At 67.9% G+C, this 16,811-nt stretch carries 12 protein-coding genes and 5 pseudogenes; 10 read left to right on the forward strand and 7 right to left on the reverse strand.

Annotation, left to right across the window (positions count from 1 at the left end; genetic code table 11):
- Positions 1–279 precede the first annotated feature (279 nt).
- Positions 280–951: pseudogene (locus ACZZ0J_RS00070) on the forward strand (glycoside hydrolase family 36 protein); the annotation flags it as partial.
- A gap of 641 nt (positions 952–1,592) precedes the next feature.
- Here ACZZ0J_RS00070 and ACZZ0J_RS00075 read toward each other — a convergent pair.
- From ACZZ0J_RS00075 to ACZZ0J_RS00095, 5 genes and pseudogenes are all read right to left on the reverse strand, one after another.
- A complete protein-coding gene (locus ACZZ0J_RS00075; protein WP_248703572.1) occupies positions 1,593–2,225 on the reverse strand; it encodes a response regulator transcription factor in 633 nt (210 codons plus the stop codon).
- The gene (locus tag ACZZ0J_RS00080) at positions 2,222–3,433 is read right to left on the reverse strand and encodes a sensor histidine kinase (RefSeq protein ID WP_463438109.1); all 1,212 of its coding nucleotides are present in this window, start codon (positions 3,431–3,433) and stop codon (positions 2,222–2,224) included. The genes ACZZ0J_RS00075 and ACZZ0J_RS00080 overlap by 4 nt, the downstream gene beginning before the upstream one ends.
- 243 nt (positions 3,434–3,676) lie before the next feature.
- Positions 3,677–3,859: pseudogene (locus ACZZ0J_RS00085) on the reverse strand (hypothetical protein); the annotation flags it as partial.
- A pseudogene (locus ACZZ0J_RS00090) lies at positions 3,835–4,290 on the reverse strand (ABC transporter permease); the annotation flags it as partial. The pseudogenes ACZZ0J_RS00085 and ACZZ0J_RS00090, both read right to left, overlap by 25 nt.
- Complete coding sequence (locus ACZZ0J_RS00095; RefSeq protein ID WP_463433952.1) at positions 4,287–5,126, reverse strand: ABC transporter ATP-binding protein; 840 nt, start codon at positions 5,124–5,126, stop codon at positions 4,287–4,289. The pseudogene ACZZ0J_RS00090 and the gene ACZZ0J_RS00095, both read right to left, overlap by 4 nt.
- Before the next feature lie 133 nt (positions 5,127–5,259).
- Between ACZZ0J_RS00095 and ACZZ0J_RS00100 the strand changes: the two are divergent.
- From ACZZ0J_RS00100 to ACZZ0J_RS00125, 6 genes and pseudogenes are all read left to right on the forward strand, one after another.
- Positions 5,260–5,625: pseudogene (locus ACZZ0J_RS00100) on the forward strand (hypothetical protein); the annotation flags it as partial.
- A 172-nt stretch (positions 5,626–5,797) separates the two neighbouring features.
- Positions 5,798–6,349, forward strand: a complete 552-nt coding sequence (locus tag ACZZ0J_RS00105; RefSeq protein WP_463433954.1) for a zinc-binding dehydrogenase — start codon at positions 5,798–5,800, stop codon at positions 6,347–6,349.
- Between the two features lie 263 nt (positions 6,350–6,612).
- Positions 6,613–7,083, forward strand: coding sequence for a hypothetical protein (locus ACZZ0J_RS00110; RefSeq protein WP_463433956.1), 471 nt, complete (start codon positions 6,613–6,615; stop codon positions 7,081–7,083).
- A gap of 20 nt (positions 7,084–7,103) precedes the next feature.
- A complete protein-coding gene (locus ACZZ0J_RS00115; protein ID WP_463433957.1) occupies positions 7,104–7,601 on the forward strand; it encodes a hypothetical protein in 498 nt (165 codons plus the stop codon).
- Between the two features lie 49 nt (positions 7,602–7,650).
- Entirely contained in the window at positions 7,651–8,505 is an 855-nt protein-coding gene (locus tag ACZZ0J_RS00120) for a hypothetical protein (protein ID WP_463433959.1), read from the forward strand.
- Positions 8,502–8,816 (forward strand): SdpI family protein, encoded by a 315-nt coding sequence (locus tag ACZZ0J_RS00125; RefSeq protein WP_463433961.1) that lies wholly within the window; start codon positions 8,502–8,504, stop codon positions 8,814–8,816. The genes ACZZ0J_RS00120 and ACZZ0J_RS00125 overlap by 4 nt, the downstream gene beginning before the upstream one ends.
- 48 nt (positions 8,817–8,864) lie before the next feature.
- On the opposite strand, the gene ACZZ0J_RS00130 is transcribed toward ACZZ0J_RS00125, so the two are convergent.
- Both ACZZ0J_RS00130 and ACZZ0J_RS00135 read right to left on the reverse strand, forming a co-directional pair.
- Positions 8,865–10,025: a 3'-5' exonuclease gene (locus ACZZ0J_RS00130; RefSeq protein WP_463433963.1), complete on the reverse strand. Its 1,161-nt coding sequence runs from the start codon at positions 10,023–10,025 to the stop codon at positions 8,865–8,867.
- Positions 10,026–10,707: 682 nt separating this feature from the next.
- Positions 10,708–10,956, reverse strand: a pseudogene (locus ACZZ0J_RS00135) (hypothetical protein); the annotation flags it as partial.
- 163 nt (positions 10,957–11,119) lie between these two features.
- On the opposite strand from ACZZ0J_RS00135, the gene ACZZ0J_RS00140 reads away from it, so the two are divergent.
- From ACZZ0J_RS00140 to ACZZ0J_RS00150, 3 genes are all read left to right on the forward strand, one after another.
- Positions 11,120–12,364 (forward strand): McrC family protein, encoded by a 1,245-nt coding sequence (locus ACZZ0J_RS00140; protein ID WP_463433965.1) that lies wholly within the window; start codon positions 11,120–11,122, stop codon positions 12,362–12,364.
- Between the two features lie 609 nt (positions 12,365–12,973).
- Complete coding sequence (locus ACZZ0J_RS00145; RefSeq protein WP_463433967.1) at positions 12,974–13,786, forward strand: hypothetical protein; 813 nt, start codon at positions 12,974–12,976, stop codon at positions 13,784–13,786.
- A gap of 188 nt (positions 13,787–13,974) precedes the next feature.
- Positions 13,975–16,638 carry an HsdM family class I SAM-dependent methyltransferase gene (locus ACZZ0J_RS00150; protein WP_463438110.1) on the forward strand — a complete coding sequence of 888 codons (2,664 nt, stop codon included), beginning with the start codon at positions 13,975–13,977 and terminating at the stop codon, positions 16,636–16,638.
- Positions 16,639–16,811: the final 173 nt, after the last annotated feature.

Genomic DNA, 16,811 nt, shown 5'->3' on the forward strand with positions numbered 1-16,811 from the left:
TCCCGATCGGCGTGCCGACGCCTGCTGTGTCCGCTGGTGCCGTGCCCTACGCGCTCGTCTGGCAGGTCGAGCGACAACGGGCCGTGGCTGTACGAGCTCGGCGAGACCCGACGGCACGCGTACGTGCTGCTGAGCGGGCCGACCGACCAGGAGCACCAGTGGACGGCGGTCGTGGCTCCGGGGCAGCCGTTCGTGTCCGTGCCGGTGTCGGTGGGGATCGCCGGCTCGGTCGGTGGGGCGTTCGCGGTGCTCACGGCGCAGCGTCGGGCGTTCCGGCACGTGCGCGAGGCCGATCGAGCCCTGCCGCTCGTGTTCAACGACTACATGAACACGCTCATGGGCGACCCGACCACCGAGAAGCTGCTGCCGTTGATCGACGCCGCTGCCGATGCCGGAGCGGACCTGTTCTGCATCGACGCCGGCTGGTACGCCGAGGGGCACTGGTGGGACACCGTCGGAGCCTGGGAGGAAGCTGCTTCGCGGTTCCCGACCGGGCTCGGGTTCGTCATCGACCACATCCGGTCGCGGGGGATGCAGGCCGGGCTGTGGCTCGAGCCCGAGGTCATCGGCATCCACTCGCCGCTGGCCGCGACCCTGCCGGACGACGCCTTCGTGCACCACCACGGCGTGCGGGTCGCCGAGCACGGACGGCACCTGCTGGACCTCCGGTCACCGGCCGCGCGGGCGCACCTCGACGCGGTCGTCGATCGACTGGTCGGGTCGCTCGGCGTGACGTTCTGCAAGATGGACAACAACACGATGACCGGGCCGTTCACCGGGATGCTCGACCACCAGCGTGCGCTGCTCGACTGGATCGACGCGGTGCAGGATCGGTACCCGGCACTGCTCATCGAGAACTGCGCCTCGGGAGCGATGCGCGCCGACTCCGCGATGCTGTCCCGGCTGCACATGCAGTCGACCTCGGACCAGCAGGACCCGGTGCTGTCGGCATCGATCGCGGCTGCTGCCCCCGCCGCGATGCTGCCCGAGCAGGCCGGGAACTGGGCCTACCCGGCACCGTCGATGTCGCCCGACCTGTTCGACCTGTCGCTCGTGAACGGGGTGCTCGGGCGGATGTACCTGTCGGGCTACCTCAACTCGATGAGCACATCGCAGCGGGCGGTCGTGCGTTCTGCGATCGAGGCCCACCGGACAGTGCTCGAGGTCATCGAGTCGTCGGTGCCGGTGTGGCCGCTCGGGCTGCCGGCCTGGGAGGACCCTCTGGCTCGCGCTCGGCTTGCGGGCTACGTCGGGCGATCTGTACTTGTCGGTGTGGTCGCTGCCCGGGGCTGGCTCGTCGGTGTCGTTGCCGCTTCCGGCGTTCGCCGGGCAGGCGGTCGTCGTCGAGCCGCTGTTCCCGACGGCGCTCGGGTCGTGGTCCGTGGCGTGGGACGCCGCCTCGGGCTCGCTCGAGGTCGCCAACGGCGGGGCGACCCCACAGCGCGGTGCTCCGCGTCCGACCGGAGGGGCAGGCGCGGAGCACTGAGCGGGGCGCGCGTCGCGATGGCAGGGCGCGCGTCACATGGTGAGCAGAAATGGTCGGGTCCCGGTGCCGGTACCCGACCATTTCTGCTCACGAAGTGCGCCGGGGATCAGGGGAGCAGGCGGAGCTCCATCGCGCGGGTCACGGCACGGGTGCGGTCGTTCACGCCGAGCTTCTCGAACACGTGGCCGAGGTGCGTCTTCACCGTCGTCTCGCTGAGGAACAGGGCGCGGCCGATCGCCGGGTTCGAGTTGCCCTGGGCGACGAGCTGCAGGACCTCGAGTTCGCGCGGGGTCAGCGACGGGCCGGCAGCCACGGCCGACGAACCCGTTGCTCGTCGGACCAGCGCAGCGGCAGCCGAGGGAGCGAGTGCGGTCTCGCCCCGCGCGGTCGCCCGCACCCCCGCGAGGATCTCGGACTCCGGGGCGGCCTTGAGCAGGTAGCCGGTGGCGCCGGCCTCGATGGCGGCGAGGATCTGGTCGTCGGACTCGTACGTCGTCAGGATCAGGACACGGACGTCCGGTTCGGCCGCGAGGATCTCCGCCGTCGCCGCATCCCCGTCGAGCTCGGGCATCCGCAGGTCCATCAGCACGACGTCGGGGCGCTCGGCCAGCACGACCGACACCGCTGCACGACCGTCGCTGGCCTGGCCCACCACGTCGATGTCGTCGGCGTCCTGCAAGAGCGCGACGATGCCCGAGCGGACGATCGGGTGATCGTCGGCGACCACGACGCGGATCACCGGGTCACCTCCGCCACGGGGTGACGAACGGCGGACGGGAGGCCCGGTGCGGCTCCGGTGGGCAGGTTCGCCTCGACGACGGTGCCCCGGCCCAGGGCGCTCGTGATCGTGCAGGTGCCGCCAGCGAGGGCGAGGCGCTCCCGCAACCCGCGCAGCCCGTGCCCGGCGGTGGGCTGCTCGGGGTCGAACCCGGTGCCGTCGTCGGTGATCCGCAGCACCGTCTGCCCCTCCTCGGCGAGCAGACGGACCTGCGCCGTGGCGGAGCCGGCGTGCGCGCGGACGTTCGAGAGGGCCTCTTGCGCGACGCGGAGCAGGACCACCTGCGCATCACGGTCCAGCGTGCAGTCGGACGCGGCGTCGACCGTGACCAGCGTCTCCGTTTCGCGGGTGTGCCGTTCGGCGAGGCGGTGGAGGGCACCGGCAAGGCTGTCGCGGGTCATGCCGGCGGCCCCGGCTGCGACGAGGGTGCGGGATTCCTCGAGGGCAGCGCGGGCGGACTCCTCGAGGACGGTGAGTCGTTCTTCCAGCGCATCGGAGCGGGCGTTCGCCAGGTCGCCACGGGCCCGTTCGGTGAGCATGACGATGCCGGCGAGGTTCTGGGCGACGGTGTCGTGGATCTCGCGGGCCAGGCGCTCCCGTTCGCTCGCGATGCCCGCCGTGCGGTTCGCGTCGGCGAGGGACTGCTGGGTGGCGCGGAGTTCCTCGACGAGCTGGCGGCGCTCCTCGGACAGACCGGCGACGCTCGAGATCCACACGCCCATCGCACAGGCGCCGATCACGCTGATGCCCTCGATGAGCAGGGTGCTGACCAGCGCGTCCGGGCCGCTCGACAGTTGCAGGCCGATGCCGCTCGCGACCCCCACAGCGATGGACAGCAGGACCGCGGTGCGGACGCGCTCCGTCTGCACCCACACCAGCGGGAACACGATGCACTGCACGAACGCGGTGCTCGGGACGACGGCCGGCAGCACGAGGGCGGCGGCGACGACGAGCGGCAGGAACGCGGCGGCGGCTCGGGGGCTGTCGTAGCCGCGGTGCCCGTACGCGATGTACGCCACGACGAGGACCACGACCGCGAGGTACGCGGGCCAGCGGGCCGACCACGGGGACCAGCCGAGCGCGGTGATCACGGCGGTGAGGAGCATCGTGCCCGCGAAGAACACGTGCAACCACCGGCCCCGCACCCACGTCTCGCCGCTCGCGACCACAGCATCCCATCGATGCAGGACCGCGGAGCGGTTCTCCACAGGCCCATCAGGAGTCCTTGCGGTTCCAGCGGAAGGTGAGCGCGCAGGCCACCGTGCCCCCGACCAGCCACGCGACCAACACGAGCGTTCCGAGGAGCCGAGGTGCCACGCGCCTCCCGGCTCGGCGGACGCGAACGCGTCGGGTAGGAAGACGGACCGCATGCCGGACGCCATCCAGCGCAGGGGGAAGACCGACGCGACGTTCTGCAGCCAGTCGGGCAGTTGCGTGAAGGGGAGGTAGACGCCGGAGATGAACTGCAGGACCAGGACGATGGGGACGATCGTCGCCGTGGCGCGGCGGCCCTCGCGGGGAGCGCCGAGATCGCGATGCCGAGGACGCAGCTGGTGGCGATGCCGAGGACCATCACGCCCGCGAAGACACCCCAGTTGCTCGCGTCGGTCGGCAGGTCGACGCCGAACACCAGGCTCGCGATCCCGAGCAGCAGCGCCGTCTGCACGATGGTCGTGACGAGCACCATGCCGATCTTGCCGACGAAGTAGCTCAGCACCGGCAGCGGTGTGCCGCCGAGGCGCTTCAGCGTGCCGTCGCTGCGTTCGGTCGCGATGTCGACGCCGAGGGACTGGGTGCCGGAGAGCAGGATGCCCGTCGCGACCAGGCCCGGCAGGTAGTAGGTGGCGTAGTCGACGCTGATCGGTCGGCCGTTGCTGGCGACGGCGCGGATCAGGTCGGCGTCCGCGAACGCCACCGAGAAGAGCGCCAGCATGATGATGGGGAAGAGGAACGTGAAGAAGACCGCGTCGGGGGCGCGGAAGTAGGAGCGGATCTCGTACGAGATGCGGCTGGTCGCGGTGTTCACTTCTGGCCCACCATTCCGAGGTAGACGTCCTCGAGGGACGGGCGGATGACTTCGAGGTCGTGCATGGCCGTGGTGCCGCTGCGGACGAGTGCGGTCGGGTCGGTCGTCCGCTCGTCGTGCAGGTCGCCGTCGTCGTCACGCCAGCGGACTCGTGGTGTGCGGGCTTCGGCGCCGCCGATCTCGTCGATCAGGGCGATGTCGAGCAGCTTTCCGTCGGCGATCACCGCTGCCCGGTCGGCGAGCTGGGCGGCTTCGTCGAGGTAGTGCGTGGTGAGCAAGATCGTCGTGCCCTCGGCCTGCACCTGGCGCAGGAGGTCCCAGAACTGGCGACGGGCCTCGGGGTCGAAGCCCGTGGTCGGTTCGTCGAGGAACAGGACCTCGGGGCGGCCGATGATGCCGAGGGCGACGTCGACGCGGCGGCGCTGGCCGCCACTCAAGCGAGCGATGCGGGTGTTGCGCTGCTGCTCGAGGCCGGTCGCTGCGAGGAGTTCCTCGGTGGCGCGGTGCTTCGGGTACAGCGTCGCGAAGTGGTTCAGCTGCTCGGCAACGGTGACGTTCGGGGACTCGGCGCTGGTCTGCAGGACGATGCCGATGCGTGCGTTGTGGCTGCGGCTTGTGCGTGCGGGGTCGTGACCGAGGACGCGGACCTCGCCGGCGGTGCGCGACCGGTACCCCTCGAGGATCTCGACCGTCGTGGACTTGCCGGCGCCGTTCGGGCCGAGGAGGGCGAAGGTCTCGCCGGGCTGGATGACGAAGCTGACGTCATCGACGGCGACCTTGCCGGTGACGTAGGTCTTGCTGAGGTGCTGGACCTCGATGGCGGGGGACTCGGGCATGGGTCCAGCCTGGCCGGTGGGGCGCCGCGGGGGATCGGTGGGGGCGGTGGTGCTGCATCCTCCGATCGGGGGATGGCGTGGTTTCCCTGCCGGGTGCTCGCGCACGGGGAGGCATGTTTCGTTTTCGGCGGTCATGGCGTATCGCGATATCGCGTTTCTTGCATGGTTGCGCTGGGCGGTGGACGCCACCGTCTTCTGTCTGGGGGCCCGTGGCGGGCTGGCACGGTGCCTCCCGTCCGATGGTGGGTCGCGTCGGGTTGCGTCAAGCAACGTCCGCGTAGACCGGGAGGATGCAGGTCGTCGGAGTCGAACAGTTCGGAGGGCCGGAGGCCCTCGCCGTCCACGAGGTGCCGGAGCCGCACGCCGGTGCGGGATCCGTGCGGATCGGGTGCAGGCGTTCGCCGTGAACCCGACCGACACGGGGGTGCGTGCCGGGCAGCGGGACAGCTCGCAGGCCTCGCGGCCGTACGTGCCGGGGATGGACGCCGCCGGGGTCATCGACGAGGTCGGGCCCGACGTCACCGGGTGGGAGGTCGGCGACGAGGTCATGGCGATCGCGTTGCCGCTCAGCACGCACGGTGGGGCCTACGTGCAGGAGCTCGTAGCGCCGGTGGGGGTCGTTCACGCGGATCCCTCGTGGGACGTCTCTTCCGCTCGCCTCCACAGTGCCGATGAACGGGCTGACCGCGTTGCAGATCCTGTCGCTCGCCGGGCTGTCGCGTGGGGACACACTCGCTGTGACCGGGGCTGCTGGGTTGCTCGGGAACTACGTGGTGCAGCTCGCCGTCGCCGCTGGGTTGACCGTGATCGCAGATGCTGCTCCGGCGGACGAGGCGCTGGTGCGGTCGCTCGGGCCGGCGCACATCGTGCCGCGTGGCGATGGGTTCGCTGCCGCGGTCCGTGCGCTCGTGCCCGACGGGGTCGATGCGCTCGCCGATGGTGCGGTGCAGCGTGGGGTCGTCGTCGATGCTGTTCGAGACGGGGGAGTGTTCATGGACGTGCGGGGATGGTCGGGGGACGGCTCGCGGGGGATCCGGTTCGAGCAGGTCGCGGTGTTCTCGGAGTACCGGTCGTTCGACAAGCTCGAGCAGCTGCGGCATGCGGTCGAAGGAGGGACGGTGGTGCCGCGGGTGGCGGAGGTGTTGCCGGCCTCGCGGGCTGGGGAGGCGCATGAGCGGTTGGAGGCTGGGGGGACGCGGGGGCGGTTCGTGCTCACTTGGTGAGTTGACGACGGTGTGAGGGACGGGAGGCACGGTGCCGGGTGGCATCGTGCCTCTTCTGTTTAACAAGCGCATGACAGGTTGACATGAGAAGTATCAACGGTAGCGTTCTGTCTGCGTGACAACACGCTCGACAAAGGAGGATCAATGTTGACCCTGAAGCCCCTAGCGCTCTTCGCCGCAGCAGCCCTGGTGCTTGCCGGAGGCGCGATCGCCCAGGCAGGACCAGCTTCCGCGACGCAGTCCGAGGCGGAGCCCCCGCTCCGGTGCAGTCCGGTCCGAAGTTCAGCGACGATCAGCTCCTGATGGCTGTGCTGGTCGGGACCGGCCCGGCGGCGGATGCGCTCGGCATTCACGTCGAGGACGAGACTCCCCTGCCGGATGACTTCGAGAAGCTCGCTGAGCAATTCGTCGCGGAGTTTCGGGCGGAACGCACCGAAGCCACCGATCGCGCTATCGCTGCTTTTCGCTCTGGTGACCCGATCAGAGTCCACGAAGCAGTGAAGTCCCTCCAGCACACGCTCCAGGAGACGTACCTGGAGAGCGCGCCCACGATCGAGAACGGCGCGCTGTGTGCGACGGTCAGCTTGGTCCTTGCAGGAAACCTCGCGGTGGTGATCAACGTCGGGGTCGCCGTTGCCGTTGCGTTCGTGACCTGGGTCGTGACCTACCAGGTCGAGAACGAAGCTGACGCTGAGGTGATCTCGGCCCGGTTGTCGGACCTCGGTCAGGCGTGAAGTACGCGAGGAGTGCGGCCGTGGTCTTCGGACTCGTCGTGACCGCGGTCGCACTCTCCGCCCTTCCGTCGTCGCGCTACCTCCCGGTCGACATCGTGCGTCCGATCAGAGCGATCTCCGTTGCCCTTCCTCAGGGCTGGGCATTCTTCACGAAGGACCCGAGCGAAGTCGCCGACATCGCGTACGTACGCCGCGACGGGACTTGGGCGCCCGTTGTCGATGCGTTGCCGTTCACGGACGCGGTCGGATGGTCGCGGCATGCTCGTGCCATTGATGCAGAGATCGCTGCACTGGCGGCGGCGGCTGACGGCCGATTCTCTTCTTGTGCGGCGGGCGCCGACGTGCAGCAATGCGCGACCGAGGCTCCACACGTGCGTCGGCAGTTTGAACAGGTCAGGCCACCGCTGTGCGAACCGGTCTTGCTCCGCCGCATGGAACCAGTCCCGTTCGCGTACGGAACACGAGTGTCATCGATGCCTTCGAAGGTGGTGATCGTGCGTGCCGCGTGTCCTTCGTGACCGGGGCCGCTGGCTCCGAGACCTGCATCCGGTCGGGATCGCTCGCGGTGTGCTCGCCCTCGGAAGCCTGTCGACCCTGTTGCTCACCGATGAACGTGCGCTGTTCTTGACGTTCCTCCCCAACGCTGCTCTGTCGAGGTGCGTGGGGATCGGTCAGTTCGGCGTGTTCTGCGTATCGGAGGCGGCGACCGGCGGCCGGCTGATCGGCACGGTGATCTCGCTCATCGTCCTCATCGGGGTCCTGAGCGGATTCGGCCCGCGAATACTGGCAGTACCGCACTTCTACGTCGCGTGGAGCATCTCGCAGAACGTCGTCCTCGTGGAAGGCGGTGACCAGGTCAACGCTGCGATGACGCTACTGCTGATCCCCTGGCTTCTGGCGATGCCTCGAGGCAACGCGTACTCGCCAGCATCGCCGTACATGCCAGTCCTGCGGGAGAACGCGTTCGCGTACGGAGCGGCCGAGCTCATCCGGGTGCAGCTCGCCCTCGTGTACGCGATCGCCGCGGTTGCGAAGTTCGCTGTGCCGCAATGGGCTGACGGCACTGCGTTCTGGTACTGGCTTCAAGTTCCGACGTTCGGACTGCCGCCCGATGTGTTCGCGGGGATCGCCCCCGTGCTGCAGCAGCCGATCGTGATGGTGCCAGCGACCTACGCCGTCTTGGTGTTCGAGCTCGGCTTGGTCATGGCGATCTGGACGAAGGGACGAATCTCGCGGGCGTGGCTTGACGCCGGGATCGGTTTCCATGCCGCGATCGCTTTCGTGCTGGGCCTCTGGTCGTTCGGCATCACCATGGCAGGAGCGCTGTTGCTGTGCCGAGCGCTGCAATCCGGTCGGCTCTTCTTCATCGGGGTCCTACCTCGGTCGACACAGCCTGCCCTGATGGAAGGAGTAAAACCATGATCGTGATCGAACTCGTCGCGGCGGTGACGACCATAGTGTTCGCGGTGCTTCCCGCGAAGGGAATGATCCGCAGGAACGCATTCGTCGGTGTCCGAACTCGCGCGACCATGCGCGACGACGCCGCCTGGCAGATCGGGCATCGGGCTGCCGTATTGCCGACGACCATCGCCGCGGGCGTCACGATCGTCGCAGGTCTGGTGTCGATCGCCGTTGGGCGAATGAACGACCCGCTGTCGGTCGTCGTCAGCGCAGGGCCGCTCGTGATCGGCGCGCTTTGGAGCGTTGTCGCTGCTGGTCGGGCAGTGCGCTGAGGGTCAGGCCGCGGGCGCGCACAGGCGCGCCCGCGGCGCTAGCGCTCGTCAGGCGCGCGCACCGACCCACAAGCCGTCCCGCGCCCGGGTCATCCCCACGTAGATCTCCCGGCGGCCCCGCTCCCGCCGCTCCCGTTCGGTCTCCGACGGGTCCGCCGGGGCAGCATCGAGCAGCCTTGGGTCGACGTGCGCGAGCAGCACCTGCTTGAACTCGAGGCCCTTCGCACGCTTCACGGTCCCGACGCGGACCGCGTCGGAACTCCGCCCCGCGTACTGCTGCAGGGAGACGGTCGGCACGCCGGCTCGCCCCAATGCCTCGATGACGTCGTCCGCCTGCCGGTTCGTCGCCGTGAGGATGCCGACGTCACCGTGACCGGTCCCGACCAGCCGGAGGACCTCGGTCAGCCGGTCGAGCATCGCCTGATCGTGATCCGCACGACTGGTGAAGTGCGTCATCGTCGGAGCCGCACCGGACCGCGAGACGTCGGACACCGCGTCACCGACCCCGTCGACACCCTCGATGTCCACGAACTGATCGTCCGCCACCATCTCCTTCGCGAACTCGAGGATCTCGGCCGTGTTCCGGTGGTTGACGTCGAGCACCACGCCTCGACCCGACAGGTTGATGCCGACCTCGCCGAGCGTGTACCCGCCGGGGTAGATCGTCTGCTGGCCGTCGCCGATGAGCGTCAGGCCGTCGGTCCGGTCACCCACGAGCTGGTGCACCAGCGCGACCATCGCGCAGGACAGGTCCTGCGCCTCGTCCACGATGACCGCGTCGTACCGCTCGAGCGGCACCGCGCGCACCGCGTCGCGGGCGAGCAGGACGATGTCCTGCCAGTCGTGCGCCCGGCGCTCGCGCAGGTTGCGCGCGTACGCCTCGTACAGGTCCCAGACGGCCTGTCGCGTCTCCAGTGGGAGCGCGTGCTTGCGCCCGACGCGGGCCAGGTCCGCGTACTCGTCGAACCGCGTCAGGCCGCGGCCCTTGATGACGTGCTTGATCTCGTCTTCCCAGTACGAGCGCGAGAATCGCGACGACCGCAATGGACTGGAGGCGCGGATCGCGTTCCACGCGTCGTCGAACGCGAGCTGGGCCTCCCGTCCAGGAGCGCGGAACGCGATGCCGCGTTCCTTCAGGGAGTCGAGACGCGAACGCGTGGACGCCCATGAAGTCGACGCGACCGACCATGTCGGGCGCGAGGCGTTCAAGGAGCGACTCGAGGACCTTCGGCAGGGTGCTGATGTACGTCGTGAACAGCACGCGGCCGCTGGTCGCGCGTGCGAGGTACGCGGCGCGGTGCAGGCCGACGACGGTCTTGCCGGTGCCGGCAGCGCCGCGGATGCGGGCCGGGCCGTTGAAGCTGCGGCGGACGAGCTTGGCCTGTGCCGGGTCGAGGAACGCCATCCAGTCCTCGATCGGTGCTTCGAGCACGCCGTCGAGGAGCTGGTCGGGCAGCTCCTCGTCCGTGGTGTCGATCGTCGGGACGAGGACGTCAGGTTCGCGGGGGAGTACCGGTGCCGGGACGACGACCTGGGGCGGTATTGCCCCGCCGTCGCCGATCACGGGGAAGTGGTGCAGCATCGCGGCGAGGACCTCGTCGACGCGGGACGCCGACAGTCGCGCGCCGCGCTTGGTGATGTGCCCGACGAGGTCGTGCGCACCGATCACGTCGACCGATGCGACGCGAGCGTGCATCCGCTTCTGGCCGGCGAGTGCGGCAACCGCATGGACCTCGCCGGGCGCCAGTCCCGTGTCCGCCAATGCTGCCTCGGTGCTGTACGCGAGGTCAGCGAGGCGGGCGATGTCGTCGGTGACGTCCTCTTGGCCGCGGGTGATCCGGTCGCCGTGGACCGCGACCTCGCGCCAGGCCTTCGTGTCGACGATGAAGACGCCGGCGCGGCCGACGACGACCATGTCGACCTGCGCTGTGCGGCTGCCTGGCCAGCGGCGGTCGGCGAGGAGGTGGTAGCCGATGCCGGCGAGTGGCGCGAGGATGCGGGCGGTCTCGCTTTCGGTGCGATGCGCGATCTCGAAGCGGGCGGCACGCTGCTCGGCGTCGTCCGCCTGGCGGCGGAGTTCTCGTGCGTGGCTGCGCTGGCGGTGTGCCTCGACCCCTGCGGATTCTCCGGCCATCGTCATGGTGTTGCCCCTCGAAATGCTGACTGTGCGGACCACTCGTCGTCCCCGGGACGTCTAGTGCTGAACCATCCTCGTGGATGCCGGGCCGACTCGGGAGCACCCGTTCTGGGGCGCTCGGCGGCGACGGTCAGGGGGTCCTCGTCAGCTCACCCCGGGCGGCTCGGTGCCATCCTGCGCCGGTGTTGTCGCGGAAGATGATCGCGTCCACGCCCCGAGCATCCGAGATGGTGGACGGACGCAACGGGTCGCCCGTCACCTCCCGGACCGGTTTCGCCGGGCGGTGGCTGTCGAACTCGCGTCGAGGAACATCGCGACGGTCGCGCCGACGCTCGGCGCCGACGAGTACCGCGTGAGCGGTGTGCGGAAGGTCGGCGTCGTGAGGATTGCCGGGCACACCGTGTGGCTGAAGCCGAAGACGCCGATGCGCCGGTTGTTCGCGATGCTCGGGTACGCGCGGGCGGGGAGTCCGATCTGGACCGAGGATGACTTCGAGTTCGAGGAAGACGAGGACCTCGTGCCGGCGTTGGCGCACGCGTTCGTGCGGCAGGCCTCGCGGGCGTTGGCCGGTGGCCCGCTCCGTGGGTATGTCACGCGCGAGGATGCGCTGCCGCTCGTCCGCGGTCGGTGGCGAATCGCTGACCAGCTGACGCGGCGGGGCGGACAGCCGCTGCCGGTCGAGGTCTCGTTCGACGACTACGTCGAGGACATCGCGGAGAACCAGGTGCTGCTGACCGCAGCGACGCGGTTGTTGCGCCTTCCGGGTGTACCGGCCGATGTGCTCGGGGCGCTGCGGCGGATCGTGCGTGTGCTCGACGGGGTATCGGTGATCCCGGTCGGGGCGCCCGTGCCCGTGGTCCGGGCGGATCGGCGGAACGCGCGGTACTCGTCGGCGCTGGCGTTGGCGTCGCTCGTGCTGTCGGGGTCGTCGGTCGAGCAGCGCGCCGGGTCAGTCGTCGCGTCGGGGTTCCTTGTCGACATGTGGTCGGTGTTCGAGGACTTCCTGTCGGCTGCGCTCCGAGAGGCGTTCAAGCCGTACGGGGGAGTGCTGGTGTCGCAGTACAAGTCGACGCTCGACGTCGAGGGGACGGTGAAAATCACGCCTGACCTCGTGCGGCTCGTCGACGGCGAGGTGCGGGCGTGCATCGACGTGAAGTACAAGGTCGAGAAGCACGGGCAGTACCCGAACGCTGATCTTTACCAGATGGCGGCGTACTGCCGGAGATTCGGGTTGGGGGAAGGGCGGCTCGTCTACGCAGCTGGTGAGTGTGACGTCGATGTCGTCCACGTAACGGACGGACCGATCATCCGGCGTGCAGCGCTGGAGTTGAACGGTGAGAGCACCGACCTGCGCAATCCACTCACTTGCATCCCACGAGGCGCAATGCTTCAGCGGCGGCCCCACGCCTGAGGGGAGGCCGCTTCGCGGGCACAACAGTGGCTGATTCGACACGCCCGAGGCAAGAAATCGAGGTGAAAGATGGCCTCGCTGGGCGTCGAAGAAGTGAGGGCCATGCCGATGGGTTCGAATCCCACCGGTACCGCCAAGAGGCTTTTGGTAGTTGCAGCCTCACCGATCTGGTAGTTGGCCTGCACGCCCCAGGCCCTGCGCCACTCGGAGACCAGAACGGCAGAGTTGGGTGCTCTCCCTTCCCGTTCGAGACGCTGAGTCGAGTGCCAAGCGCGTTCACTCGAAAAAGGGCCTACCAGTCCTTTCTGATCTGGGGTTTTCGTGCGGAGCTGTCGTGGACGGCGGTCGTATGCAAGGCGGTTGATCGGCGCGGCGACCCCATGCTGCTGCGCAGGCCGTGGTCGCCGCTGGTGTCGCGAGGGGAGGGCGGAAGCGACTGCTTCGTTCGAGGTTGGCTCGGCCTTCGCGGTTCTCATCGCGACGGGTACCGTGAGGGAGACGCGATGCGGCCGCGCCATTGAGCGGCTTGGCGGCGATGCTGTGCGGGCTTTGGGACTTCCGCGCACGAGCAAGAGGCTGAATGAATCGCCGAGGCGCCTCTCTCCGCAGATGGCGTTCCGCAGGGAGTTGCGTCGACAAGGAGTGCGGCTGACTGCGTTCGGCGCGGTGCTGCGTGCGAGCCCCAGGGATCTGCAGAAACCGGCCGCAAGGAATTCAAGCTCTGAGGGCTCGGACAGGCGGCTTCGTTTGCACCGAGTCGCGATCGGTGCGGCGGGCGGCGCCGACTGGCTGTCGGCCTCGCAGACGATTGTGATCCCGCCGGCTTCTCAAGCCGTTCGGCGCCTGCGACTTCTCGTTGCAGATGTCGAACGCGAGCGGCCGGTTGGGGTGATTGTGATCTCGGAAGTGACCGCTGCGGGTCCCAAAAGAGAAGCCTGGGTTGAGAGACTGTCGTTGCCAGTTGTGGGGCGTAAGACGGTGACTGGGGTCTTTGAATTGACGGCCGTGGGCTGCGTTCCGGACTCGGGGCTGGAGCCCGAACCGATGATCCGGAAGCACCTCGTGGGCCAGCACCTTTCTGACGAGATTCGACAGCGGTTCGGGGAGGAACCTCGCATGCTTGTCGCAGACGAGCAGGTGATTGCCTTTCAAGCTGACTTCGCGGATGGCGCTGTGGATCTCGGCTTCGGGTGCAGTCAGTATCTGGAAGTGACGCGCGGCGCGGCCCGCGTCCTGTGGGAGGCAGCGGGTTCGCCGGGTCCGGACTTTCCCCGACGAATCCGAGGTGATTCCCGTGTTGCGCGAGCGGGACTCAGGGCTCTCGGCCTGAAGGTGGATGCGCTCCGAATCGCTGGGTCAGCCCCTCGTCGTGTCGGCATTTACCTCTCTGCGGTTGCTGATGAAGGAAGGATGGCGGCGTGACGGCGCGAGGTGTGCACGGACGATCGCCGCGGGCACGCGCAGTGACGAGCCACACTGAGGCAGCCGCCGCAGCTCGCGCGGCCCGCGAAACCCGAGGACTGGTGTGCGCAGCTCGCAGCCGATGTCGGCGCAACCCGTCACAATGGAGCCATGGTCCCTGAGTCGGTTCACCCCTGGACACACCGGACCTGCGAAAGGCTCGCGGAGCGTTCTTCACACCAGAGCCAATCGCTCGGTTCATCGTGGACTGGGCTGTCAGGACTGCGGACGAGGTGGTGTTTGAACCCTCCGCGGGTGACGCACAGTTCCTCGTGGAAGCGGTTCGTCGGCTTCGGTCGTTCCGCGCGGATCAGTCTTGGACGCCAGTCGTGCATGGCGTCGAGATTCACGAGCACAGCGCTCAGGTAGGCGCGGCACGAGTGGCAGCTGCGGGCGGAGACGGACGTATCGCTGTCGACGACTTCTTCGCGCTTGACGCGGAGGGAACCGCGACCGCCGTTGTCGGCAATCCGCCCTACGTTCGCTTCCAAGACTGGTCCGGAGAAGCACGGACTCGGTCGCGCGCAGCCGCGCTCCGAGCCGGAGTTCCACTCACTGGCCTGGCATCGAGCTGGGCGGCGTTCGTCGTACAGAGCGCGATGTTCCTCGCACCGGGCGGGAGGCTTGGTCTCGTACTGCCAGCCGAGCTGCTTTCCGTGAACTACGCCGCACCGGTACGGCGGTTCTTGTTCGAGAAATTCGCGACTGTCGACATCGTGCTGTTCGACGAGCAGGTCTTCCCTGAAGCTGAAGCAGACGTCGTTCTGCTCCTCGCAGACGGGTACGCTGCGGGGCCCGCCGCGCACACGACGATCCGCCAAACTCGGAACGCCGACACGCTTACGGATCAGCATGAGTACGATCAGTGGATTCCAGCTGACCCATCCGGCAAGTGGACCGGAGGCGGCCTCGTCAGTGAGATGGCATACGCCATCCTGGAGAGGGTTGTCTCCGAGGGGCAGTTCGAATGCCTTGAGCGCTGGGGCGATACAACTCTCGGAATCGTAACGGGCAACAACAAGTTTTTCACACTCTCCCCAGCGAGAGTTCAAGCACTTGGGCTGCAACGAAACGACCTTCTGCGAGTGTCCCCACCAGGCAGCGGCCATCTTCGAGGGCTGAAACTCACAGACGCCGACATGCGAGCACTCGGTCGGGAAGGCAAAGCTACGTGGCTGTTCCGCCCACGCGTGCCCCTTCGAGATGCAGCCCGAAGCTATGTCGGTGTTGGCAGTGCCGCTGGCGTCGACCAGGGCTACAAGTGCCGCACACGCAAGGTGTGGCACCAGGTGCCGCTTGTCCCACCGGCGGATCTGCTGCTGACCTGCATGAACGCGGACACGGCACGACTGACAACAAATGAGGCTGGTGCCTACCATCTGAACTCGGTACACGGCGTCTACCTCCGTGAAGAAGTCCGCGACCTGGGCCGGGAACTCCTACCGGTCGCGTCTCTGAACTCGATCACCCTCTTGAGTGCCGAGATCGTCGGACGCGCCTATGGCGGCGGCATCCTAAAGCTGGAGCCGAAGGAAGCCGACCGATGGTTGATGCCGTCACTGGCGCTGGTGACGCGACGTGCTGAGCAGCTGCGGGCGATCCTCCCGACCGTGAAGAAGCGACTGACCGATGCCGACCTTCTCGGCGCGGTGCAGCTCGTTGACGCCGCACTCTTGCTTGACTCGAACGAGTTAACCGAGAACGACGTGCAGCACGCCCGGACAGCGCATGCAGTCCTGAGTACACGTCGTGCGACGAGGGGAAACGTGGCCGCACCGACCGCGAAGGACAAAGCGTGGGCAATCTTCGACCGGATCGTTGAGGACGCCAAGGTAGATGGCGAGTACGTCAACCCTTGGCGGAGCACGGCGACGGGTCTCGACTACGAGGCTGACATCGAGACGTTGCAGCGCCTGTTGGCTGTCCCCCTCTACTTGGGCGCGACCGTCCGCTCCGGGGTGCCCGCGCTGGCTCTCGATGTGTGGCTCGCCTTCGAACTGCGTCGAGCTGGGTTTGTACCCGACGCGGTTTGGCCGCGCGCAGAGCACCCGCGGATCCTCCCGGGACCGGTGTCGGCCCTGCTGCGGTCCCTCCCGAAGAAGCAGCAGACGGAACTTCGGGAGCGGCTCACTCGAAAGTCCGCCATCAAAAAGGTCACCGCATCGAGCGCCTCGATCTTGGGGAAGAACTACCTGAAGCAGGTTGATGTCATCATGACGGACTGGGCAACCGGGCCGGAAGTGCTGATTTCGACGAAGCGGATGGATTCGTCCTACGGAAAAAACGCACCCAACCGCATTGAAGAATCGTACGGCGATGCGAAGAATCTGCGGCTGCGTCACCCACTGGCAGCGCTCGGGTTCCTAATGGCGGTTCGTTCGGACATTCGAGATGAGCGCGATGAACTCACGTTCCGCTGGCTCAACGACCTCATCCAGAAACTCGGCCGCGAAGAGGACGCTTACCACACAACCTGCTTCTTGCTCATGGAGTACGGGTCAGATGTCACGGTGCCCGACGAAGACCAGGAAGAACCCGACGGGATCGTCCAAGACGCGGGTACGGACGCAGAGCTGGACGATGAGGAAGAACACATTGCGTTGTCGGACCGTGAGGTGGACGCAGCACTGCAGTCCCTTCCGCCAGTCACCGTCCAGACCGAAGCTGTCGATCGGCGCCTCCTCCCGAACACGTTTCTCCGGATGATAATCGAGCGCGTGCTTGACATCACCCCTGTCACGATGCACGACGATGCCCGGACGCTCCGGACAGACGCACTGAACCGAGCGGGCGGAGTTCCTGACCAGTCGTAGTTCCTCGGGACGATGCGGTTGGCCGCCGTAGGAGCAGACTCCGAAACGATGTAACTGTTGCGAAGGCGCAGTTCGCCCCGCTTGGCGCGGAGCGCCTCGTACGGCTGATCGTCGGTCTTGGCTGGTTGTGTCGGCGTGTGTGCCCGATCCTCGACGATGCGCTCGGACGTGCT

It is taken from the genome of Curtobacterium sp. AC272, from assembly GCF_979258155.1.